This window comes from Thalassovita aquimarina (assembly GCF_018219815.1).
In the GTDB taxonomy this organism is placed as follows: domain Bacteria; phylum Pseudomonadota; class Alphaproteobacteria; order Rhodobacterales; family Rhodobacteraceae; genus Thalassobius; species Thalassobius aquimarinus.
The window spans coordinates 1-21,526 of sequence record NZ_JADMKU010000014.1; the positions used below are offsets into that span (position 1 = coordinate 1).

The following is a 21,526-nucleotide window of genomic DNA, read 5'->3' on the forward strand; positions in this document are numbered from 1 at the left end:
GCGTCCCGTTGGCGCCTCAGCGCCGCCGGTGAAGGGGGTTCTAAGGATAACCACCAACCTCCGCAAGCAGTTTTTTCTGCCAAAGCATACTTTTTTCAAAGATTTTACAAAATCGAATGAAGTCAATATGATACACGCTGAAAAACTTGCCGCGATCTGATGCTGGTCCGAATAAATGCCGCTTCGCAGCGAACGCGAACACTACATCTAGGGTTATCGACGGAAACACCCCCCAAAAACCGGACGGAATCGCCCGAGTCGGCTGCAGATTCCCGCGAGATCGGCGCCCTTCACGGGCAGCCCCGCCATCGGCAGAATGACGTCACACCAGCCGAACCCGACGCGGGACCCTCAGACGCGACAGCAGCAGAGCGACCACCACCGCCAGATAGACCAGCGGCTCCAGCGGGAAGCCTTTCACCAGCAGGGTGAAATGCAGCGCCCCGAGCAGCACCACCGCATAGGTCAGCCGGTGCAGCTTGCGCCACCCCCGCCCCAACCGCCGCAGCGACGCATTGTTGGAGGTCAGCACCAAAGGCAGCATCAACAGGAACGCGGCCATGCCGACGGTGATATAGGGCCGCTTGACGATATCCGCCCAGACCCGTCCGGGCGTCTGCACATCCAGCACCGCCCATACCGAAAGATGCGCCACAACGTAGGCAAAGGCCAGCAGCCCCAATGCGCGGCGGAACTTCAGCAGGTTGATCCCCCCGTACCGGCGCAGCGGCGTGACCGCGAGGCCGGCGATCAGCAGCTTCAACGCCCATTCACCATAGGCATGTTCCAGCGCCTTGACCGGATCGACACCAAGCGCGCCGTTCAGGCCCTGCCAGAACAGATATGGGATCGGAATGAGCCCAATACAATAGGCACACCATGTCGGCAGCCTGCGAGCGCTGCGGTTCAGCCAATCGATCATGACCTGCCCTCGCAGCACCCGGTCCCCGCCTGCACCGGCGGGCAAGGATGCGTGCCATAAGAGCAAAAGACGCAGCAATCGCCCGCAAGCGGGGTCAGCAGCGCCGCGCAGGCCGGACACTCATAGAACCACTGGCAAGCGTCTTCCGGCATGGTTTCGGCCTGGGCATGGCCGCACTTGGGACAGGTCAGGACCGAAACCGTCTCTATGTCTCGTTGCGGCGCCATGATCAGAAGTTTCTCTTGAGATCCATGCCGCCGTAAAGCGATGCGACCTCGTCATAACCATTGAACATCAGCGTCGGGACCCGCTTGGCGAAAAGCCCGCCACCGATCCGGCGCTCCGTCGCTTGCGACCAGCGAGGATGGTCAACGGTCGGGTTCACGTTGCTGTAGAATCCGTATTCGCGCGCATTGGTCTTGTTCCAGGTGGTCGGCGGTTGCTTATCGGTCAGAGTGATGCGGACCACAGACTTGATCGACTTGAAGCCGTATTTCCACGGCACCACCAGCCGCAGCGGCGCGCCGTTCTGGTTGGGCATCGGTTTGCCATAGATCCCGGTCGCCATGATGGTGAGCGGATGCATCGCCTCGTCCAGGCGCAGACCTTCGACATAGGGCCAGTCCAGGATCGGTGCCTTCTGCCCCGGCATTTCCGCGGGCCGGTACAGGGTTTCGAAGGCCACGTAGCGGGCGCCGGACTGCACCCCGGCCAGGGCCAGCAGATCGGCCAGTTCGAACCCGTTCCACGGCACCACCATCGACCAGGCCTCGACACAGCGGAAGCGGTAGATGCGGTCCTCGATCGTCATCTTGCTCATGATGTCGTCGAAGTCGTAATCGCCGGGCTTGTCGACCAGGCCGTCGATCTTGACCGTCCAGGGCTTGGTGGTCAGCGTATGGGCATTGCGCGCCGGGTCGTCCTTGCCGGTGCCGAATTCATAGAAATTGTTGTAGCTGGTGATGTCTTCCCAACTGTTGGGCTGCAACGGCGCCGCCCGTGCCGCACCGCCAATTCCGGCCAGGCCAACCCCGGCCAGCCCCGCCATGATCTGACGGCGGTTCAGGAAGGCCGCCTCGGTCGTGACATCGTTTTCGGTCAGTGTGTTTTTCCAGCGTCCGGCCATTGCGGCATCCTTTGTTGCGAGATTGCCCGAAAGGTACCCCGCCCCGCCCCCGCGTCCAAACCACATCGGCTCACATTCCCGTGCCGGGGTTGAAATATTCCCCCACCTTGGCCGATAGAGTTTCTTGGCACAGAAATTTTTGACCTGAATCAAAGAGGTATTGTTGCCGCAAGTTAACCTGTGCCGAAGCTCAGCCACCAAGGCGACCGACCCAAGGGAGGATCAAAAATGAAATCGTTTATACTGGCCGCGGGCCTTGCCCTCACAGCCAGCATCGCCAGCGCCGATGGAATCGTCAGCTACACCACCGATGACAGCTTCGAAGATGTCGTCTTCGGGCTGGAAAACGCGATCCTCGATCAGGGGCTGGTGATCGATGGCACCAGCCACGTGGGAGATATGCTGGAACGGACCAAGGCCGATGTGGGATCGGACGTGACCATCTTCACGCATGCCGATGTCTACAGTTTCTGTTCGGCCAACCTGTCGCGCAAGGTGATGGAAGCCGATCCGATGAATATCCGCTTCTGCCCTTATGACATATTCGTGGCCCAGCTACCGGATGACGACGGCGAGACCATCATCGGCTACCGCACCTTCCCCGAAGGCCCGATGCAAGAGGTGCAGGCGCTACTGGACACCATCGCGCGCTCCGCGATCGGGATGGAGTAAGCCCCCGCCCCGACAGGGAACCGATATACAGAACCGGAAATGCCCCGCCCGAACCGGCGGGGTTTTTCATGTCTACCCATCGGGTCGGCCATTTTCGAAGGACGCGATTAACGTAAGGTAAACCTTACTTTGGGCAGAAGTCCCCTCGTGGTATTCTGCGGGCATCAGGAAGGCAGAATTCCCTCATGCCCCTTGCCGAATTGAATGACGCTCTCGAAATGATCTACAGCTCGGTCGACGACGACGCCGCGCTGTCGCGCCTTGCGCCCCGGCTGGGCCGGATGATCGGTGCGGCTGCGGGCGACATCGTGACCGAGCGTCCGCAAGACGACCTTATCGTCACCCATTCCAGTTTCGGCTTCGATCCCGCCTTCCTGGAAAATCACGACAGCGACTTCCTTGGCGAAAACACCTGGTTCGGCGCGTTGCGGCGTCTTCCGGCGGAACGGTTTCACGCCGTCGAGGACGAGGCGCCCATGCCGCGCGACACACGCTATTCCAACGGATGGGTCCGGCCGCAGCATTTCGACCAGTCGCTGGGCGCGGTCCTGGACTGCGCGCAGGGACAATATTCCTGGATCGGATTCGTGCGGGAAAGCGGCAGCCCTAAATACGGTCCCGAGGACCGATTCCTGAACGACCTCCTTCCGCATCTGCGGCGCATGATGCGGCTGCGCCGCCGTCTTTTCCAGACTGATGAGGAAAAAGTGGAAGCCTACGCTTTGCTGGACAGGCTGCATCTTCCGGTCTTCCTGTTGCAGCAGGATTTCAAGGTATCCGCCATGAACGAAGCTGCGGAACGCCTGCAGTCGGCCGACTGTTTCATCCGCCTGTCGCGCGACGGGCGGCTCATGATGGAGGGCTGCCAAAACGATCTGCTGACGCGCAAGCTCCGGCAGGCGGGGCAGCCGCACGAGGTTTCCACGAAGCCCCCGTTTGAATCGATGGTCATCCACGGCAAGGGCGGCAAGCTGGCGGTGATGCATTTCATTCCACTGCCCCACCGTGGACCCAGCGGCGCAGCGGGCCACATCGCCGCCGTCGTCCGGCCGGTGGATTGTCCGCTGACGGATGTGACCTGCCTGCTGGCCCAGGCCTACGACCTGACCGACACCGAAGCCCGGCTCGCCAATTTCATCGGGTCCGGCGCCTCGCTCTGCGATTTTGCCGAAGCGGCGGGCATGGCCCCCTCGACCGCGCGGTGGCATCTGAAGAATATCGAACAGAAAACCGGGACCTCGCGAATCGAACAGGTCGTGGCTCTGGTGCGGAACTTCCAATCCGTCCCCGCCTGAGCACTCCTTTTCCGAGAGACCGCCAAAACCCCTTAAAATCAAAGGTCGAAACCCCCGCCCGGATCAGGTCAGGAATCCCTTACCTTTGCGATGTTAGCGGCCGATCCCCCCCTGCATGGGAGGGGTCCGGATATCGCGATTGGAGGAAAAGAATACCTCCAATCATCGTCCCCCGGCATTTCCGGAACATGACGAACAACAGCAACCCTTCCAACAGGAGGCGCATGACTGCCATGTCCATCCCTCTCCGATCCCTTTCAGCACTCGTTCTTTCAGGCATCCTCTTTTCGACCGGAATCGCATCCGCGACGCACATCTCAGCGGCTGACGTCGCAGCCAAGAAACAGACGCGTGCCGGTCTTTATCTGACCGCCCTCGAAGCTGCCGACATGCTGGCCGATCCGGACATCCTGTTCGTCGACGTGCGCACCCGCGCCGAGGTGTCCTTCGTCGGCCTGCCGACCCGCGTCGACGCCAATATCCCGCTGATGCTAATGCCCAGGGACGCGGCCTATGACCCCAAGAAGCAGACCTACAAACTGCAGCTCAATCCCGATTTCATCTTTGCCTTTGAAAGCCTCCTTGCCGATCTGGAATACGACGAAGAGGCCCCGATCGTGCTGATCTGCCGGTCCGGATCGCGCAGCGCGAAGGCGGCCAACATGCTGCACGAACTGGGCTATGCGAACATCTATTCGGTCATCGACGGTTTCGAAGGTGACAAGGTGAAAAACGGCCCCCATTCCGGCCACCGCGAAGTGAACGGCTGGAAAAACGCCGGCCTGGGCTGGAGCTATTCGGTCACCCCGGCACAACACTATATCATGGACGCGGATTGATACCTGTTTCCCCAATCCCCATCGGATCAAGCCCGTCCATGAAAAAGCCCGCCCCGATCCGGGGCGGGCTTCGTTCTTTCTCAGGCGCCGGGATCAGTGAACCACGGCATCCTCGGGCGGCTGCCGGTTCGACGATCCGATCCGGTCACCGATGATAAGCCCCTCGGCCCCGGCGGAGACCTCGATCACGTCGCCGTCCTTCACGTCGCCCGCCAACAGCAGTTCCGCCAGCGGATCCTGCAACGCGCGCTGGATCACCCGCTTCAGCGGCCGTGCGCCAAACACCGGGTCATAGCCTTCGTCGGCCAGCCATTTCTTGGCGGCGTCGTCCAGGTCCAGCGTGATCTTGCGACCAGCCAGACGCTTGGCCAGGCGACGCAGCTGGATATCGACGATGCCATCCATGTCAGCCCGGCCCAGCCGGTCGAAGATGATGGTTTCGTCCAGACGGTTGAGGAATTCGGGCCGGAAATGCGCCCGCACCGCATCCATCACGTCGCGCTTGGCATCGGACGCATCGGCCCCTTCGGGCAGCTGGCTCAGCGCCTGCGCGCCCAGGTTCGAGGTCAGCACGATCAGCGTCTGCTTGAAATCGACCTTGCGGCCCTGACCATCGGTCAGCACGCCATCGTCCAGCACCTGCAACAGCACGTTGAACACGTCCGGATGCGCCTTTTCGACCTCGTCGAACAGTACCACCTGGTAGGGCCGGCGACGGACCGCTTCGGTCAGCACCCCGCCTTCGTCATACCCGACATAGCCCGGAGGCGCGCCGATCAGGCGGGCGACGCTGTGCTTTTCCATGAATTCCGACATGTCGATGCGCACCATCGCGTTATCGTCGTCGAACAGGTACTCGGCCACCGCCTTGGTCAGCTCGGTCTTACCGACACCGGTCGGCCCGAGGAACAGGAACGACCCGAGCGGACGGTTTTCGTCGTTCAGACCGGCCCGCGCGCGGCGCACCGCGTTGGCCACCGCCTTGACGGCCGTATTCTGGCCGATCACCCGGCGGTGCAGTTCCTCTTCCATCCGCAAGAGCTTGTCGCGTTCGCCTTCCAGCATCTTCGCGGTGGGAATACCGGTCCAGCGCTCGACAACGGCGGCGATCTGCTCGGGGCGCACGGCCTCTTCGACCATCATGCCCTGCTCTTCCTGCGCTTCCGCTTCGGAAAGCTGCTTTTCCAGACCGGGGATGACGCCGTAGGACAGCTCGCCGGCCTTGGCCAGGTTGCCTTCGCGCTTGGCGATTTCCAGCTCGGCGCGGGCATGGTCCAGCTGTTCCTTAAGGTCGCGGGCAGACGCCAGCTTGTCACGCTCGGCCTGCCAGCTGGCGGTCATCTCGGCGCTGCGCTGCTGCAGGTCCGACAGTTCCTTCTCGAGGGTTTCCAGCCGGTCCTTCGACGCGGCGTCGTCCTCCAGCTTCAGCGCCTCGACCTCGATCTGCATCTGCAGGATCTGCCGGTCGAGCTGATCGAGCTCCTCGGGTTTGCTGTCGACTTCCATCCGCAGACGGCTGGCAGCCTCATCCACGAGGTCGATCGCCTTGTCGGGCAGGAACCGGTCGGTAATATAACGGTGCGACAGGGTCGCCGCCGACACCAGGGCGCTGTCCGAAATCCGCACCCCGTGGTGCAGTTCGTACTTTTCCTTGATGCCGCGCAGGATCGAAATCGTGTCCTCGACGGTGGGTTCTTCCACCATCACCGGCTGGAACCGGCGGGCCAGTGCGGCGTCCTTTTCCACGTATTTGCGGTATTCATCCAGCGTGGTCGCACCGATGCAGTGCAATTCGCCCCGCGCCAGCGCCGGCTTGATCAGGTTGGCGGCATCCATCGCACCGTCGGTCTTGCCCGCGCCTACCAGCGTGTGCATCTCGTCGATGAACAGGATGATTTCGCCCGCAGCTGCTTCGATTTCCTTCAGGATCGCCTTCAGGCGTTCCTCGAATTCGCCGCGGTATTTCGCACCTGCAATCAACGCGCCCATGTCCAAAGCCAGCAGCTTCTTGTTCTTCAGGCTTTCGGGCACGTCACCATTGATGATGCGCAGCGCCAGGCCTTCCGCGATCGCGGTCTTACCCACGCCGGGTTCGCCGATCAGAACCGGGTTGTTCTTGGTCCGGCGGCTCAACACCTGCATCGAGCGGCGGATTTCCTCGTCCCGGCCGATGATCGGGTCGATCTTGCCCTGTTCGGCGGCCTCGGTCAGGTCGCGGGCGTATTTCTTCAGCGCGTCATAACCTTCCTCGGCCGAGGCGCTGTCGGCGGTGCGGCCCTTGCGGATGTCGTTGATCGCGGCGTTCAGCTTCTGCGGCGTCACGGCGCCTGCATCCAGCGCGTCCTTGGCCTTGGATTTGACCATCGCCAGCGCCATCAGCATGCGTTCGACCGGCACAAAACTGTCGCCCGCCTTGGTGGCGAGCTTTTCCGCCTCGTCCAGAACCCGGGCGGTGGTGTTGTCCATGTAGACCTGACCAGCATCCCCCGAAACCTTGGGCTGCTTGGCCATCGCGGCCTCGATCGCCTCGACCACGCGTTCGGGCGTGCCGCCGGCGCGCTTGATCAGGTTGGCCGCAAGCCCCTGATCATCGTCCATCAATGCCTTGAGAATATGTTCGGGAACCAGTCGCTGATGGTTTTCCCGCATCGCGATCGTCTGCGCTGCCTGGATGAAGCCGCGGGACCGTTCGGTGAACTTGTTCAAGTCCATCGTTTTCTCCTTTTCTACAAGCGCCCAAATCCTGTTGCGCCCGCTTCGCGGCACGCCCCGTTATGGGCCTCACAAATGAGGTGGTTACTCATCACGGATAGTTCAAGACCTCGCCAACAGCAGGTCTCAACAAACAACGATTCGGGACGTAATTGAAACATGAGGGGACCTTAGCACCCCGTACTCAGTCAGTCGTGAACCGGTATGGAGCCTTGGCCTTGAATATCACGCGGATCGAAGTCTCGCAGATGATCGGCGGCAGGGAAACCGGTCGCGTATCGGGTTTCGTGTCGCTTCATTCCTACGAGGGCCATGTGCAAATGCATTGCGCCGTGTACGGAACCACCCCATCCACCTGCCGCGACGCATTGATTGCCGAAGCATTGCGGCAACTGGGACGGATGCCGGAATTCCGTTCGGGCGCGCGCAGTTTTTCCTGCGCACCGGGGATTCTGGCGGCGCAAACGGCCCACGCTTGACGCATCCGCGATATCCCGCGAAAAGGGCGCAATCTTCTTACAGGAGCCCCCCATGTCCGATGACCGTCTGATCGTAGCCCTTGATGTTCCCAACGCCCTCGAAGGGCTGCAACTGGCCGAAAAGCTGGGCGATGCGGTGTCCTTCTACAAGATCGGCCTTGGTATGCTGACCGGGGGCGGTCTGGCCCTGGCCAATGAGCTGAAGCAGGATTTCGGCAAGCGCATCTTTCTGGACATGAAACTGTTCGATATCGGCGCGACGGTGGAAAGCGCCGTGCGCGGGCTCGCGCAGTTCGATCTGGATTTCCTCACCGTGCACGGCGATCCGCATGTGGTGCGCGCCGCCAAGGAAGGCGCGGCCGGCAAGGATCTGAAAATCCTCGCCGTGACGATCCTGACCTCACTCGACCGTGACGACCTGGATGCCAGCCTGATCAAGCCGGGCAAGGTGGGCGACCTTGTTCTGGAACGCGCCGCCCGCGCGTTCGAGGCCGGTGCCGATGGCATCATCGCCTCGCCGCAGGAAGCCGCGCAGATCCGCGCCCTGCCCGAGGCCGAAGGCCGCCTGATCGTCACCCCCGGCGTTCGCCCCGCAGGCGCCGATCTGGGTGACCAGAAACGAGTCGCCACCCCGGCACAGGCGGTGGCCGACGGCGTCGACCACATCGTGGTTGGCCGTCCGATCTGGCAGGCAGAAGACCCGCGCGCCGCAGCCGAGGCAATTCTGGCGGAAATGAACAGCGCGCAGGCCACGGCGCCCAACGCCTGATCGGTTCGGGCACCATACAAGCCGCGCCGGGGGCCAGTCATTGCCGATACGGCGCCCGGTGCCCTAATCCCCCCGATCACGCAGATAGAGCCACAACCGCTCGGCGAAATGAGGAATCGCCCTTGGGTGGGCCAAGTAGGCGCCGGCCTCCATCAGTTGCCAACGCTGCCCTTCATTGCCCAGCCTGATATCGGCCGCCCGCGCCGCGCCCAGATGCGCGGCAAAGAACCAGACCGGCAGCCTGTCGTCGCTCTTGAAACTGCGCTTCCAGATCAGGTCACTGTCTTGCAGCACAACCGACAGCTCTTCGCGGGTTTCGCGGATCACGCATTGTTCCGGCGTTTCCCCCGGATTGCTGCCGCCGCCGGGAAAATCCCAATAGCCGGGCCACGGTATCCCCGGCTTTTCGTCGCGCAGCATCACGGCAAGCTTGTCGCCGATGAAAAGCGCCAGCTTTGCGCCGCGAAATGCTGTATTCTCTGTCCTGCCGGTCATATACCCGCCCTTGCACGTCTCACTGGAACATCCCGCCCATGCCATCGCTTTGTCGAGATTGCCTGACCAGTTTTGACACCGGCCCACGCTGCCCCGCCTGCGGCCGCCCGAGAATCGTGCCCCATCCTGAACTGTTTTCACTGTCCATCGCACATATGGATTGTGACGCATTCTATGCATCGGTGGAAAAACGCGACAATCCCGACTTGGCTGACAAACCCGTGATCATCGGCGGCGGGAAACGCGGCGTGGTGTCCACCGCCTGCTATATCGCGCGCATTCGCGGGGTGCGGTCGGCCATGCCGATGTTCCAGGCGCTGAAACTGTGCCCCGACGCTGTGGTGATCAAACCGCGGATGCAGGTCTATGCCGAGGTGTCGCGCGAGATTCGCCGGATGATGCAGGATCTGACGCCGGACGTGCAACCGCTATCCCTGGACGAAGCCTTCATGGACCTCAGCGGCACCGAACGGCTGCACGGCGCGCCGCCCGCCGTGATGCTGGCGCGGCTGGTCAAGCGGATGAAGGACGAACTGGGCGTCACCGGGTCGATCGGGCTGAGCCACAACAAGTTCCTCGCCAAGGTCGCGTCGGACCTGCAGAAACCGCGGGGGTTTTCGGTGATCGGCGAAGCGGAAACCGCCGATTTCCTGCGCGACAAACCGGTGCGGATGATCTGGGGCGTCGGTCAGGCGACGCAGGCGGCGCTGGACAAGGCGGGGATCAGGACCTTCACCGATCTGCTGCGATGGGACCGGGAGGATCTGAATCAGCGCTTCGGGTCGATGGGCGACCGGCTGTGGCACCTGGCGCGCGGTCAGGACCGGCGCCGCGTCACCGCCCATGAACCGATCAAATCCATTTCCAACGAAACGACGTTTTTCGAAGACACCTCCGACCCCGATATCCTTGACGGTCACCTGTGGCGGATGGCGGAAAAGGTCGCCGACCGGGCCAAGGCCAAGGGGTTGGCGGGCCGGGTCGTGACGCTGAAGCTCAAGCGGGCCGATTTCAAGACGCTGACGCGCCGCCACAAGCTGCACAGCGCGACGCAGCTGGCCGACGCGATCTATCGCAACGCCCGCGCCCTGTTCGATCAGCTTCCGGGGCGCGGTCCGTACCGGCTTATCGGTGTCGGGTTGTCGGAACTTTGCCCCGAAGCCCAGGCCGACCTGTCGGGTGACCTGCTCGACCCCGGAGCGGCGACCCGCGGCAAGGCCGAACGCGCCACCGACGCGATCCGCGAACGTTTCGGCAAGGATGCGATCAGGAAAGGCCGGGCCCTGCGCTGATCATTCCGCCGCCAAACGCTTGTCCTGCGCCCCGATATCCGCGATCCGCGCGACGACCCCGCGCAGCAGGCGGCGGAACGCGGCGAAATCCTCGTTCGGCCGGATCGCCTTTTCATCCATGTAAAGCGACCGGTCGATTTCCACCTGCACCGTGTGCTGGCGCCGCGACGGGCGGCCGTAATGCTGCGTGGTATAGGCCCCGGCGAACGGCGCGTTGCGCGCAACGCGCAGCCCCGCGTCGCGAAAGGCCGCTTCGATCTGATCGACGATATCGCCCGAAGCGGACGCCCCGAACCGGTCGCCCAGCACGATATCCGGGCGCGGTGTGCCGGAACGCACGACATTTTCCAGCGCCTCATGCGGCATTGAATGGCAATCGATCAGGATCGCTTCGCCGAAACCGGCATGCGATTCGTCCAGGAGCTTCTGCAACTGCTGGTGATAGGGCACCCAGTAGCCGTTGATTCGCCGCTGCGCCTCGGCCAGCGATATCTTGCCGCTGTAAATCGCCCGCCCATTGGCCACCACGCGCGGCACGATGCCCAGACCGGACGCGATTCGCGGGTTGTGCCCGCCGCCGCGCACCCCTTCGATCAAAGCCGGGTCCAGTTCCTCGGCACTGCGATTGAGATCGATGAACGCCCGCGGCGGCCCCGCCATCAGGAACGGCGCACCGAATCGCGGCGCGCAGTCGAACAGCTTGTCCACAAAGGCGTCTTCGGAACTGCGGATCAATTGGCGATCCAGCACTGTACGGCGCAGGAAAGATGCGGGATAATCACAACCGCTGTGGGGGGACGCGAAAACAACGCTTGTACTGCGTTTTTCGGGGTGAACGATCTCGAATGCGACCTTGGGCAAGACGGGCTCCTTTTCAGGAAATATCATAGCCCGATTATTCTTGTTGCCAAAAGCCCTTGATCCCCCCGCCGACTCCTTTTATAGAGCGCGAACCGGCGCGGAATTCCGCGCCCCTTTCTTTGGGGCTCGGGGCCAAACTGGACAAATACGGGCGATTAGCTCAGCGGTAGAGCACTTCGTTGACATCGAAGGGGTCACAAGTTCGATCCTTGTATCGCCCACCATTTACTTCGCTTCCCAGGAAGCGACCCGCAACCCAGGCGCAAAGGCGCGCCGCGAATGAAGGAGATGACCATGAAGGTCAAGAACTCGCTCCGCTCGCTGAAGCAGCGTCACCGCGACTGCCGTGTCGTGCGCCGTAAAGGCCGCGTTTACGTGATCAACAAGACGCAGCGCCGCTTCAAGGCCCGTCAGGGCTAAGCGTAGCTTCCATAGCTTTAAAAAGACCGTCCTGATTTCAGGGCGGTTTTTTTTTGCGCAAGCCGCCGGCACTTGGGCGCATGTTTGCGCGGCCCTGCGATTCCCGGCATCCCCGCCGCTCCGCTCAGGCCGGCATCTGATCTGTGTCATAAAAGAATGACCCGAATCACTGCATGGAACATGACAGCAATCAGCGAACGAGTTTCGACATGACAGCCCCCGCCTCCAAGCCGACCGTCGCACCGCGCCCCAAAGGCGAAACCACGCAGCAACCTGCCAGCGCGGCGAAACCGCCGCTGCCGCCACGCCACAATGCGCCGGGCACGACCGTCCACCCGCATGACGCGCTGGACCGGTCGCTGCGCGCCGCCATGGCCAAGTTCACCGCCGGCGTGTCGCCCTATGCCGCTTCCGAGGCCTGGGTCGACTGGGCAACGCATCTGGCCTTCGCGCCGGGGCGGCAATCCGAATTGATCGCGCAAGCCCAGAAGAACATGTTCAAGCTCGCCGCTTTCGCCGCGAACCAGTTTTCCGACGCCCCGGAAATGCCGTTCCACCCTAACGGCAACGACCACCGCTTCACCCATCCCGACTGGACCAAACCACCATTTTCCCTGATGCAGCAAAGCTTCCTTGCGATGCAGGACTGGTGGGACCAGGCCACGACCGACACGCCCGGCGCTCAGAAGAAGAACACCGACCGCGTGTCCTTCATGATCCGTCAGATGCTGGATACGGCATCGCCGTCGAACATACCGCTGCTCAACCCAGAAATTTTGGAAACCGCACGCCAGACCAAGGGGCAGTCCTTTATCGACGGATTGCAGAACCTGGCCGAAGACATCTCCGATCTCATCACCGAGAAACCGTTTGACGCGCCCAAGGAATTTCGCGTCGGCGAAACTCTCGCCGCCACGCCGGGACAGGTGGTGTATCGCAACGAATTGTTCGAACTGATCCAGTACAGCCCGCAAACCGCACAGGTGCATGCCGAACCGATCCTGATCGTGCCGGCCTGGATCATGAAATACTACATCCTCGATCTCAGCCGCCACAATTCGCTGATCGGGTATCTGGTGGCGCAGGGCTTCACCGTCTTCGCCATTTCCTGGGTCAACCCGACCGCCGATCAAAGCGACCTGTCGATGGAGGATTACCGGCAGGACGGCGTGATGGCGGCGCTGGACGCGGTATCGGACATCGTGCCGGACCGGAAAATCCACGCCTGCGGCTATTGCCTGGGGGGCACGATCCTGTCGATCGCGGCGGCCACCATGGCCCGCGACGGCGATGACCGGCTGGCCTCGGTCACGCTGCTGGCGGCGCAGACCGACTTTTCCGAGGCGGGCGAACTGATGCTGTTCGTCGACGAAAGCCAGATCGCGTTCCTCGAGGATATGATGTGGTCGCAGGGTTACCTCGATCAGCGGCAGATGAGCGGCGCCTTCCAAGCGCTTCGGGCCGAAGATTTGGTCTGGACCCGCGCCGTGCGCCGCTATCTCATGGGGCTGGAGGACCGGCAGGCCGATATCTCGGTCTGGAACATGGATGCGACGCGGATGCCCTACCGGATGCATTCGCAATACCTGCGCGGGCTTTTTCTGGAAAACCGGCTGAGCGCGGGGCGCTTCGCGGTCGACGGGCGGGTGATCGCACTGAAGGACATCAAGGCGCCGTTCTTCGTCGTCGCGACAGAGAAAGATCACATCGCGCCCTGGCGATCTGTCTACAAGACCAAGCTGTTCACCGATGGCGACCTGACCTTCGTCCTGACCAAGGGCGGCCATAATGGCGGCATCGTCAGCGAACCGGGCCACAAGGGGCGGTATTACCGAATCGGGTTCCGGCCCGCCGATGCGCTATACAGCGACCCCGACAGCTGGGTCGCTGCGCATGATCCCAAAGATGGATCGTGGTGGCCGGAATGGTCCGACTGGCTGAACAGGGCGCAATCCGACGACCGCAAGGTCGCCCCGCCGACGATGGGCGCGCCAGACAAGGGCTATCCGCCGCTGGCACCGGCGCCGGGAACCTATGTGTTCCAGAAATAGATCAGCGCAGGATACCTGTCGTCAGCAATACCATCGTGCGCTGTGACACATAGCCGGTCGCGGGCAATTCGTTCGCACGCTGGAACTGGCGCAACGCTTTGCGGGTCTGCTTGTCGAAATTGCCGTCTATCTTTCCCGGGTTGAGCCCAACCCTTTTCAGAGATTGCTCCACCAGCAGCCGTGAAATGGGATTTGCGGCGACCGTGCGTTCCTCTGCCTTGTCGCGTTCGATCTGTTCCCGGTCGACACGATCCCGTTCCAGTTCGGCGATCCGGTCGCGCGCGTCCCGGGCGTGTGCGCCGAAGGGATATGTGTCGAGGTAGTTCCGGTAGGCCGCGATCGTATCCGCCCTGCGCGCCCGGTCCCATGCCGCCGGTTCGCCCCGGCTGCGTTCGATTTCGGCCAACCGGTCACGGGCGGTTTCGGCGTAAATGCCGTTGGGATAACGGTTGAGGTAGTCACGGTATCCGGCTTCGGTCCCAAGCGCACCGCTGCGCTGCCAATAGGCCCGGTCCTGCCGTTCCAGTTCCTCGCGCCGCTGTGACGCCTCGCGACGAATCTGCCCCACCTGCTGCGCGGTCAGATACCCCGTTTGGGTATAATTCCGGCTTTTCTGGTAGCGCCGGATCGCGGACCGGCTATTGGCGCCGAAAACGCCGTCCACGCCGCCGGTGTCGAAGCCCAGCAACGTCAGGTCCCGTTGCAGGTTGCGGCGGTCGTCCCAGGACAGGCCAAGCGCTTTCTCCTCCGCTTCCGCACGAAGGCGCGGTTCGTCTTCGGCCTCCGCGATCAGGCGGCGCGCTTCCCCCGCGAACAAACCGTTCGGAAACCGATCGAGATAGCTGCGATAGGCCGCAACCGTGCCCAGGTCGCGCACGGCGCTCCAGTAAGCCGCATCGCTTTCGTTCACCGGGTCGACATCGCCGTCCCCCAGCCCGAGCGGAAGGTCATCGGGCAGATACCCCCTCATCGTCACGCCTTTTGGCAGGTTGCGCGCGATCCGGCCCAGCGGCTGCGGCGCAGCCATCACCGCGTTGCCCAGCAACGGCTGCAGCTTGTCCGCCGGCCCCTCCAGGAGCGCGACGCCCTGGGCAAGCGGCAGTCGCCGCGCCCCGACACGCAATCCCGGTCCGGGGGCTTCGCGGCTGCTCCAGGACGGAGCCACCACCAGAACGCCATGCCCCGGGTGGCCGCCGAGGATTTGGGCCAGCCCCCCCAGAGAAACCCCGTAGCGTCCGACGGTCATGTCCGACAGGTCGCGGTAATCGCGCCCCAGAAGCCAGCTGTCGGTGGAAGAGGCCACGATACGTCCCGATGCGATCACGACGATCCGGTCGGCATCGCCCTTGGCCAACGCGCTGCGAAACGATTCCGCCGCGCGTGTCATGGTCGTGGCTTTCCAGTCTTGGCCGCCGAAAACTTCAAAACCGGCCTCGCGCAGGATGCTTGACCATGTGTCGAAGGACGCCGCGCGCGGTTCGGCCGGGGCGTTGTCATAGCTCCGGTTGGTCAGGATCAGCGCGTAATCCGCCGCTCTGGCATCATGGGTCCACAGCAGCATTGCGGCCACTAGACCGGTGAAAACGGAAGATATTCGCATGGCAGCCCCCTTAGGTTCTGCCCCCAGCTTAGTCGTAACTGCGCTGATCCTCGATAACTTTTCCGTCGTTGGGCAGAGATCCGGGCGAAACCAGCTGAATCTTGCCCTTCATCTTCAGCAGGTCGATAACCGATGACGCATAGGCATCGGGTTCCTGCGCCTCGGTTTCGATCTGAACCGTCATCGTGTCCATTTCGCCATCGCGCCCGGCGATGACGCGTGCCTTGACGATGTCATCATGCTTGGCGACCAGTTGCGCCACCTGTTCGGGGCGCACGAACATACCCTTGATCTTGGTGGTCTGGTCGGCCCGGCCCATCCAGCCCTTGATACGCATATTGGTGCGACCGCAGGGGCTTTGCCCGGCCATCACCGCGCTCAGGTCGCCGGTGGCGAAGCGGATCAGCGGGTAGTCGGGGTTCAGCGTCGTCACCACGACTTCGCCCACCTCGCCCGGGGCGACCGGGTCGCCGGTGCCGGGGCGGACGATTTCGACGATCACGCCCTCGTCGACGATCATGCCTTCCATCGCCTCCGATTCGTAGGCGACGTTGCCCAGATCGGCGGTGGCATAACATTGCATGCAGGTGATGGCGCGATCCGCGTATTCCTGCCGCAACGAGGGGAACAACGCGCCGCCGCCGACGGCGGCCTTGGTGATGCCCAGCTTCAGCCCCATCGCTTCGGCCTTGTCGAGGATGATCTTGAGATAGTCGGGCGTGCCGGCATAGGCGGTGACGCCAACGTCATGGGCGGCGCGGGCCTGCAACTCGGTCTGGCCGGTTCCGGCGGGCAAAACCGCCGCGCCCACGGTGCGCGCGCCGTTTTCGAAAATCATCCCCGCCGGGGTCAGGTGATAGCCGAAGCAGTTCTGCACGATATCGCCCTTGCCGATGCCGCAGGCATGCAGGAAGCGGCCCATCCGCCACCAGTCGTAATCGGTCCCGCCGGGTTCATAGATCGGGCCCGGCGACTGAAAGATATGCGCGAAACCGCTGGCAGGCTTCGACGTCAAACCGCCGAACGGGTAATCCCCACCCTGCGCCCGGACCAGATCGGATTTGCGCACCACCGGCAACCCGGCCAGGTCCGCCACCGACTTGATCGCCCCCGCATCGACATCCTTCAGGCTGTCGCCATAGCCGGACAGGGGCTGCGCCCGGGCAATCTGTTCCGGCAGGGCCGTGGCCAGGGCGGCGGCGCGTTCATCCGCGCTGCGGGTTTCGAGATCGTCAAAAAAGCGGCTCATGGTAACAGTCTCCAGTGCGGGTGGCTTGGCAATTGTTCACCCGGCTGATTGGCATCCAGCTGGGGCAGGACGCTGCCCTGCCCGTTTTTCAGTTTTGTCTCAGCTCAGCCAGCGCTTGCGGCGGCGGTAGGACCGCACGTCGCGGAAGCTCTTGCGGCCCTCGTCGGACACGCCAAGGTAAAATTCCTTAACGTCCGGGTTTTCGCGCAAATCCGCAGCCGGGCCATCCATCACGACACGCCCCGATTCAAGGATGTACCCGTAATGGGCAAAGCGCAGCGCGACATTGGTGTTCTGCTCCGCAAGCAGGAAGGTCACGCCTTCCTTTTCGTTAAGGTTCTTCACGATGTTGAAGATTTCCTCGACCAGCTGCGGCGCCAGTCCCATCGACGGTTCATCAAGAAGGATCGTTTCGGGGCGGCTCATGATCGCGCGACCGATGGCCACCATCTGTTGCTCACCGCCCGAGGTATAGCCGGCCTGGCTTCTGCGCCGCTCTTTCAGGCGCGGGAAGTACTGATAGACCATTTCCAGGTCCGCATCGACCGCGCCCTTGCCGTCCTTGCGGGTATAGGCGCCGGTCATCAGGTTTTCTTCCACGGTCAGGTGTTCGAAGCAGTGACGGCCTTCCATCACCTGGATCACACCCTTGTCCACAAGTTCGGCGGGGGCCCGATCCTGCACGCGTTCACCACGATAGAAAATGCTGCCTTTGGTGACCTCGCCGCGTTCTGAATGCAGCAGGTTCGAAATGGCCTTCAGCGTGGTGGTCTTGCCGGCGCCGTTGCCGCCCAGCAGCGCGGTGATCCCGCCCTTTGGCACCTTCAGAGACACGCCTTTCAGCACCAGGATCACGTGGTTGTAGATCACCTCGATATTGTTGACCTCCAGAAGGGTCTCGTCGGTGGGTCCTGCATCCAGCATCTGCGTTAACTTTCTGGTTATCGTTTGGTGGGGTCCCGGCCGCGCGCGATGGCGCGGCCGGAACGAGGGGAGGATTAGTTACAACGCTCGGCGATGTTGTTTTCTTTGGCATACGCCTCGGAATCCGCGGCAACCAGCGGCGCCAGAACGTCCTGATCCGACTGCATGTAGTCGGTGATCATGCTCCAGGTGCCGGCTTTCGCGTCCCACTGGGTCACAGCACCGAAGCCATCACCACCGTGGTTTTCACAGCTCACCTTGAAGGACGGGCCGAAGTTCGGCAGACCAAGCATGGTCATCTTGCCTTCGGTGATCTCAAGGTTTTCCATACCATCGCGCATCATCGCGGGGGTGATGGCCGAGGTGCCGTGGATCTGCTGAGCGGTCTTGGCCGCTTCGGCCGCCAGCATCGCCGCGTAAAGGCCGCGGTTATACAGGACGGTACCGATCTGGTCACCCGCGCCCGCTGCCTTGCCTTCGTCGACAACATAGTCCTGAATGTCCTGGAACAGCGGATAATCCGAACCCACGTTGTGGAAGGTCAGCGCCTTGTAGCCATCCGCGGCTTCGCCAGCGGCTTTCACGTCGTTTTCCGAACCCGACCACCAGACACCGATGAAGTTTTCCATCGGGAAGCGGATGTTCACGGCTTCCTGGATCGCGACCTGGTTCATCACGCCCCAGCCCCACATGATCACGTAATCGGGACGTTCGCGACGGATTTGCAGCCACTGCGATTTCTGTTCCTGACCGGGGTGGTCCACCGGCAGCAGGGTCAGATCGTAGCCGTGCTTCTTGGACAGCTCTTCCAGGGTACGGATCGGTTCCTTGCCGTAAGCCGAGTTGTGATAGACCAGCGCGACCTTCTTGCCGCTGAGGTCACCGCCGTTGATGTCAAGCAGGTGCTTGATCGCGATCGACGCCCCGTCCCAGTAGTTCGCCGGGTAGTTGAAGACGTTGCTGAACACCTTGCCGTTCTTGGCCGAGGTCCGGCCATAGCCCATCGAGTGCAGCGGGATACCATCCGCGGTCACCTTGGGGATCAGCTGATAGGTGATACCGGTCGACAGCGGCTGATAGACCAGCGCGCCGGAACCCTTGGTGGATTCGTAGCATTCGACACCTTTTTCGGTGTTATAGCCGGTTTCGCATTCGATCAGGTTGATCTTTTCGCCGCCGATACCGCCATCGCGTTCGTTCAGCAGGGTGAAATAGTCGGCATAGCCGTCGGCAAACGGAATGCCGTTCGCGGCATAGGGGCCGGTCCGGTAGCTGAGCGACGTGAAGGTCAGGTCAGCCATGGCCGGCGATGCCGCCATAAGAGCAGCAACCGCTGCCGTGATCAGTTTCATTTTCATCGGTAAAATTCCTCCCTTTGGTCATATCCGATGGATTGGTGCCGGGGTTATTCTCCCGGGCATTTGGCAGGGCCCGTCCTTAGTGCGGGAAGGGCCAAAGCCTTAGTTTTTCCTTGGCGACGCGCCACAGTTGCGCCAGCCCGTGAGGTTCGGCGATCAGAAAGATGATGATCATCGCCCCCACGATCATGAATTCAAGATGCGCGGCCAGATCGGTCGGCCAGCCCAGCTGCCCCACCAGAATGTTCTTCAGCAACACCGGCAGCAGCACCAGGAAGGCCGCCCCGGCAAAGGATCCGAAAATCGACCCCAGGCCGCCGATGATGATCATGAACAACACCAGGAACGATTTGGTGATGCCGAAGGCCTCGCCCACCTCGACCGCGCCGAGATAAACCGAGAAGAACAGCGCGCCCGACACGCCGATGAAGAACGAACTCACGGCAAAGGCGCTGAGCTTGGATTTCAGCGGATCGACGCCGATGATTTCAGCCGCGATATCCATGTCGCGGATCGCCATCCATTTCCGCCCCTGCATGCCGCGGGTCAGGTTGCGTGCCACGATCGCGCAGATCGTCACAAAGACGAGGCAGAACAGATAGGCCGCCCAGGCATGGGTGTTGGGGCCGGTCACCGCGATGCCGAACACGGTGCGTTCCGGCGACGAAATCTGGCCCGAGGCCGAGTAGTTGTAGAACCACGGCACCTTGTTGAACAGCCACACCAGAAAGAACTGCGCCGCCAGCGTCGCCACCGCGAGGTAGAACCCCTTGATCCGCAAGCTGGGCAGGCCAAAGGCCACGCCGACCAACGCGGTCACGCCACCGGCCAGCAGCACGTGGAAGAAGATGTTCACTTCCGGGAAGGAGGTCATGAGCTTGTAGCAGGCATAGGCGCCCACCGCCATGAAACCGCCGGTCCCCAGCGACACCTGTCCGCAATAGCCCACCAGGATGTTCAGCCCGATCGCCGCGATCGAATAGATCAGGAACGGCATGAAGACCGCGTTCACCCAGTAATCGTTGATCACCACCGGGACGATCAGAAAGGCGAAAAACAGGACGAAGTAATAGCGGTACCGGTCGAACTTGATCGGGAAGGTCTGGTTGTCGTCGACATAGGACGTTTTGAAGTCGCCCGCCTCACGATAGAACATGTTTATTCCTCTTCGAATTCTGCGCTTACAGCGGGTGCTGCGCCTGCGCCTCTTCACGGCGCGCGGCATCGAGTTTCTTGGACTTGGCGGCATAGCCGCTGTCTTCGGCGAAGCGGACCAGCTTCAGGTAGGCGAAGATCCCCACCGCGAAACCGACGAAAGCCAGGATCGCCGAAATCGTCAACTGTCGCCCGGAAAACCCATCCGCGGTCAGGGCCAGGTAGCCGAAGGCCCAGAACCCTGCCCAAGCGACGACGTTGATCAGTGCGAGAAGCTTCTGCATGGCTCAGACCCTTTCGATGATCTTTTCACCGAACAGACCCTGCGGACGGAACACCAGGAACAGCAGCGCCAGCACATAGGCGAACCAGTTCTCGGTCGCGCCGCCGACCAGCGGTCCAATGGTGAATTCGAACATCTTTTCACCCACGCCGATGATCAGCCCGCCGACGATGGCCCCGGGGATCGAGGTGAAGCCGCCCAGCATCAGCACCGGCAGCGCCTTCAGCGCGATCAGCGACAGCGAAAACTGCACGCCCGATTTCGCGCCCCACATGATGCCCGCGACCAGAGCCACGAACCCGGCCACCGACCACACCATCACCCAGATGAAGTTCAGGCTGATGCCGACCGACAGCGCCGCCTGGTGATCGTCGGCCACCGCGCGCATTGCCCGGCCCTGCTTGGTGTACTGGCTGAACAGAACCAGCACGACCACCAGAATTGCGGCGATTCCTGTCGCGACGATGTCGAGCTTGTCGATGAAGAAGCCATAGAAATCTTCGTTGCCGAAGCCCAGCCAGCGGCTGTTGTCTTCGATCCAGAAACTGCCGCCCTGGGGCAGGCCCACGTCCAGTTTCTTGATGTCCGACCCCCACATCAGGTCGCCGAAACCTTCCATGAAGTAGGCCAGGCCGATGGTCGCCATGAACAGGATGATCGGTTCCTGCCCGACAAGGTGGCGGAACACGAACTGCTGCACGCAATAGGCCAGGATGATCATCACGCCCATGGTCAGGATGATCGAAACCACCGCATTGATATGCCAGCCGAAGTGATGCACCTCGGTGCCCAGTACGGCGTTGATCAGGTGGCTGAAGGGCACCTGGCCATCCATGATCCCGACCAGCGTCAGCGCCGCGAACAGCGCCATCACGCCCTGGGCATAGTTGAAGATTCCGCTCGCCTTGTAGATCAGAACAAAGCCAAGCGCGACGAGAGCATAAAGAACGCCCGCCATCAGGCCGTTCAGAAGCACCTCGGTCCCGAAAAGAAGCTGCGTAGGCATCTGTTACGCCCCCTTACC

Annotated in this window: 21 protein-coding genes and 1 tRNA gene; 9 read left to right on the forward strand and 13 right to left on the reverse strand. The window is 62.2% G+C overall.

Annotation, left to right across the window (positions count from 1 at the left end; all coding sequences use genetic code 11):
- Nucleotides 1-322: 322 nt before the first annotated feature.
- Genes msrQ through msrP form a run of 3 tightly spaced genes read right to left on the reverse strand, consistent with a single transcriptional unit; the run spans nucleotide 323 to nucleotide 2,048 of the window.
- Nucleotides 323-922 (reverse strand): protein-methionine-sulfoxide reductase heme-binding subunit MsrQ, encoded by a 600-nt coding sequence (gene msrQ, locus IT775_RS14515; protein ID WP_212701840.1) that lies wholly within the window; start codon nucleotides 920-922, stop codon nucleotides 323-325.
- A complete protein-coding gene (locus tag IT775_RS21305; protein ID WP_246525609.1) occupies nucleotides 919-1,149 on the reverse strand; it encodes a GDCCVxC domain-containing (seleno)protein in 231 nt (76 codons plus the stop codon). The genes msrQ and IT775_RS21305 overlap by 4 nt, the downstream gene beginning before the upstream one ends.
- Nucleotides 1,150-1,151: 2 nt before the next feature.
- Nucleotides 1,152-2,048 (reverse strand): protein-methionine-sulfoxide reductase catalytic subunit MsrP, encoded by an 897-nt coding sequence (gene msrP, locus IT775_RS14520; RefSeq protein ID WP_212701841.1) that lies wholly within the window; start codon nucleotides 2,046-2,048, stop codon nucleotides 1,152-1,154.
- 228 nt (nucleotides 2,049-2,276) lie between these two features.
- On the opposite strand from msrP, the gene IT775_RS14525 reads away from it, so the two are divergent.
- The 3 genes from IT775_RS14525 to IT775_RS14535 all read left to right on the forward strand — a co-directional run bounded on the left by IT775_RS14525 (nucleotide 2,277) and on the right by IT775_RS14535 (nucleotide 4,854).
- On the forward strand, nucleotides 2,277-2,720 hold the full coding sequence (locus tag IT775_RS14525) for a DUF302 domain-containing protein (RefSeq protein ID WP_212701842.1): 444 nt from the start codon (nucleotides 2,277-2,279) through the stop codon (nucleotides 2,718-2,720).
- A 185-nt stretch (nucleotides 2,721-2,905) separates the two neighbouring features.
- Nucleotides 2,906-4,015 (forward strand): helix-turn-helix transcriptional regulator, encoded by a 1,110-nt coding sequence (locus IT775_RS14530; protein ID WP_212701843.1) that lies wholly within the window; start codon nucleotides 2,906-2,908, stop codon nucleotides 4,013-4,015.
- 233 nt (nucleotides 4,016-4,248) lie between these two features.
- Nucleotides 4,249-4,854 carry a rhodanese-like domain-containing protein gene (locus IT775_RS14535; protein WP_212701844.1) on the forward strand — a complete coding sequence of 202 codons (606 nt, stop codon included), beginning with the start codon at nucleotides 4,249-4,251 and terminating at the stop codon, nucleotides 4,852-4,854.
- 93 nt (nucleotides 4,855-4,947) lie between these two features.
- Here IT775_RS14535 and clpB read toward each other — a convergent pair whose 3' ends face one another.
- Nucleotides 4,948-7,566, reverse strand: coding sequence for an ATP-dependent chaperone ClpB (gene clpB / locus IT775_RS14540; protein WP_212701845.1), 2,619 nt, complete (start codon nucleotides 7,564-7,566; stop codon nucleotides 4,948-4,950).
- A 218-nt stretch (nucleotides 7,567-7,784) separates the two neighbouring features.
- Here clpB and IT775_RS14545 point away from each other — a divergent pair, with 218 nt between their 5' ends.
- Both IT775_RS14545 and pyrF read left to right on the forward strand, forming a co-directional pair.
- Entirely contained in the window at nucleotides 7,785-8,045 is a 261-nt protein-coding gene (locus tag IT775_RS14545) for a hypothetical protein (RefSeq protein WP_212701846.1), read from the forward strand.
- 52 nt (nucleotides 8,046-8,097) lie between these two features.
- Nucleotides 8,098-8,814, forward strand: a complete 717-nt coding sequence (gene pyrF, locus IT775_RS14550; RefSeq protein ID WP_212701847.1) for an orotidine-5'-phosphate decarboxylase — start codon at nucleotides 8,098-8,100, stop codon at nucleotides 8,812-8,814.
- Between the two features lie 63 nt (nucleotides 8,815-8,877).
- On the opposite strand, the gene IT775_RS14555 is transcribed toward pyrF, so the two are convergent.
- On the reverse strand, nucleotides 8,878-9,309 hold the full coding sequence (locus IT775_RS14555; RefSeq protein WP_212701848.1) for an NUDIX domain-containing protein: 432 nt from the start codon (nucleotides 9,307-9,309) through the stop codon (nucleotides 8,878-8,880).
- A 38-nt stretch (nucleotides 9,310-9,347) separates the two neighbouring features.
- Between IT775_RS14555 and IT775_RS14560 the strand changes: the two genes are divergently transcribed.
- On the forward strand, nucleotides 9,348-10,601 hold the full coding sequence (locus IT775_RS14560) for a DNA polymerase IV (RefSeq protein WP_212701849.1): 1,254 nt from the start codon (nucleotides 9,348-9,350) through the stop codon (nucleotides 10,599-10,601).
- Here the strand turns inward: IT775_RS14560 and IT775_RS14565 are convergent, their stop codons facing one another.
- Nucleotides 10,602-11,462 (reverse strand): N-formylglutamate amidohydrolase, encoded by an 861-nt coding sequence (locus IT775_RS14565; RefSeq protein ID WP_212701850.1) that lies wholly within the window; start codon nucleotides 11,460-11,462, stop codon nucleotides 10,602-10,604. It lies immediately after the preceding gene.
- Nucleotides 11,463-11,611: 149 nt separating this feature from the next.
- Here IT775_RS14565 and IT775_RS14570 point away from each other — a divergent pair.
- From IT775_RS14570 to IT775_RS14580, 3 genes are all read left to right on the forward strand, one after another.
- A tRNA-Val gene (locus IT775_RS14570) sits at nucleotides 11,612-11,686 on the forward strand.
- Nucleotides 11,687-11,756: 70 nt separating this feature from the next.
- A complete protein-coding gene (gene ykgO, locus IT775_RS14575; RefSeq protein WP_012177066.1) occupies nucleotides 11,757-11,882 on the forward strand; it encodes a type B 50S ribosomal protein L36 in 126 nt (41 codons plus the stop codon).
- 209 nt (nucleotides 11,883-12,091) lie between these two features.
- The gene (locus IT775_RS14580) at nucleotides 12,092-13,933 is read left to right on the forward strand and encodes a PHA/PHB synthase family protein (protein ID WP_212701851.1); all 1,842 of its coding nucleotides are present in this window, start codon (nucleotides 12,092-12,094) and stop codon (nucleotides 13,931-13,933) included.
- Nucleotide 13,934: 1 nt separating this feature from the next.
- On the opposite strand, the gene IT775_RS14585 is transcribed toward IT775_RS14580, so the two are convergent.
- The 7 genes from IT775_RS14585 to IT775_RS14615 form a co-directional block, all read right to left on the reverse strand.
- On the reverse strand, nucleotides 13,935-15,533 hold the full coding sequence (locus IT775_RS14585) for a peptidoglycan-binding domain-containing protein (RefSeq protein ID WP_212701852.1): 1,599 nt from the start codon (nucleotides 15,531-15,533) through the stop codon (nucleotides 13,935-13,937).
- 28 nt (nucleotides 15,534-15,561) lie between these two features.
- Nucleotides 15,562-16,782 carry a phenylacetate--CoA ligase family protein gene (locus IT775_RS14590; protein WP_212701853.1) on the reverse strand — a complete coding sequence of 407 codons (1,221 nt, stop codon included), beginning with the start codon at nucleotides 16,780-16,782 and terminating at the stop codon, nucleotides 15,562-15,564.
- Between the two features lie 99 nt (nucleotides 16,783-16,881).
- Entirely contained in the window at nucleotides 16,882-17,706 is an 825-nt protein-coding gene (locus tag IT775_RS14595; protein ID WP_212701854.1) for an ABC transporter ATP-binding protein, read from the reverse strand.
- Between the two features lie 74 nt (nucleotides 17,707-17,780).
- A complete protein-coding gene (locus IT775_RS14600) occupies nucleotides 17,781-19,064 on the reverse strand; it encodes an ABC transporter substrate-binding protein (protein WP_212701855.1) in 1,284 nt (427 codons plus the stop codon).
- Nucleotides 19,065-19,143: 79 nt separating this feature from the next.
- Nucleotides 19,144-20,220: a branched-chain amino acid ABC transporter permease gene (locus IT775_RS14605; RefSeq protein WP_212701856.1), complete on the reverse strand. Its 1,077-nt coding sequence runs from the start codon at nucleotides 20,218-20,220 to the stop codon at nucleotides 19,144-19,146.
- 25 nt (nucleotides 20,221-20,245) lie between these two features.
- Nucleotides 20,246-20,503, reverse strand: a complete 258-nt coding sequence (locus IT775_RS14610; protein WP_212701857.1) for a hypothetical protein — start codon at nucleotides 20,501-20,503, stop codon at nucleotides 20,246-20,248.
- Between the two features lie 3 nt (nucleotides 20,504-20,506).
- Nucleotides 20,507-21,508 (reverse strand): branched-chain amino acid ABC transporter permease, encoded by a 1,002-nt coding sequence (locus IT775_RS14615; protein ID WP_212701858.1) that lies wholly within the window; start codon nucleotides 21,506-21,508, stop codon nucleotides 20,507-20,509.
- Between the last annotated feature and the right edge of the window lie 18 nt (nucleotides 21,509-21,526).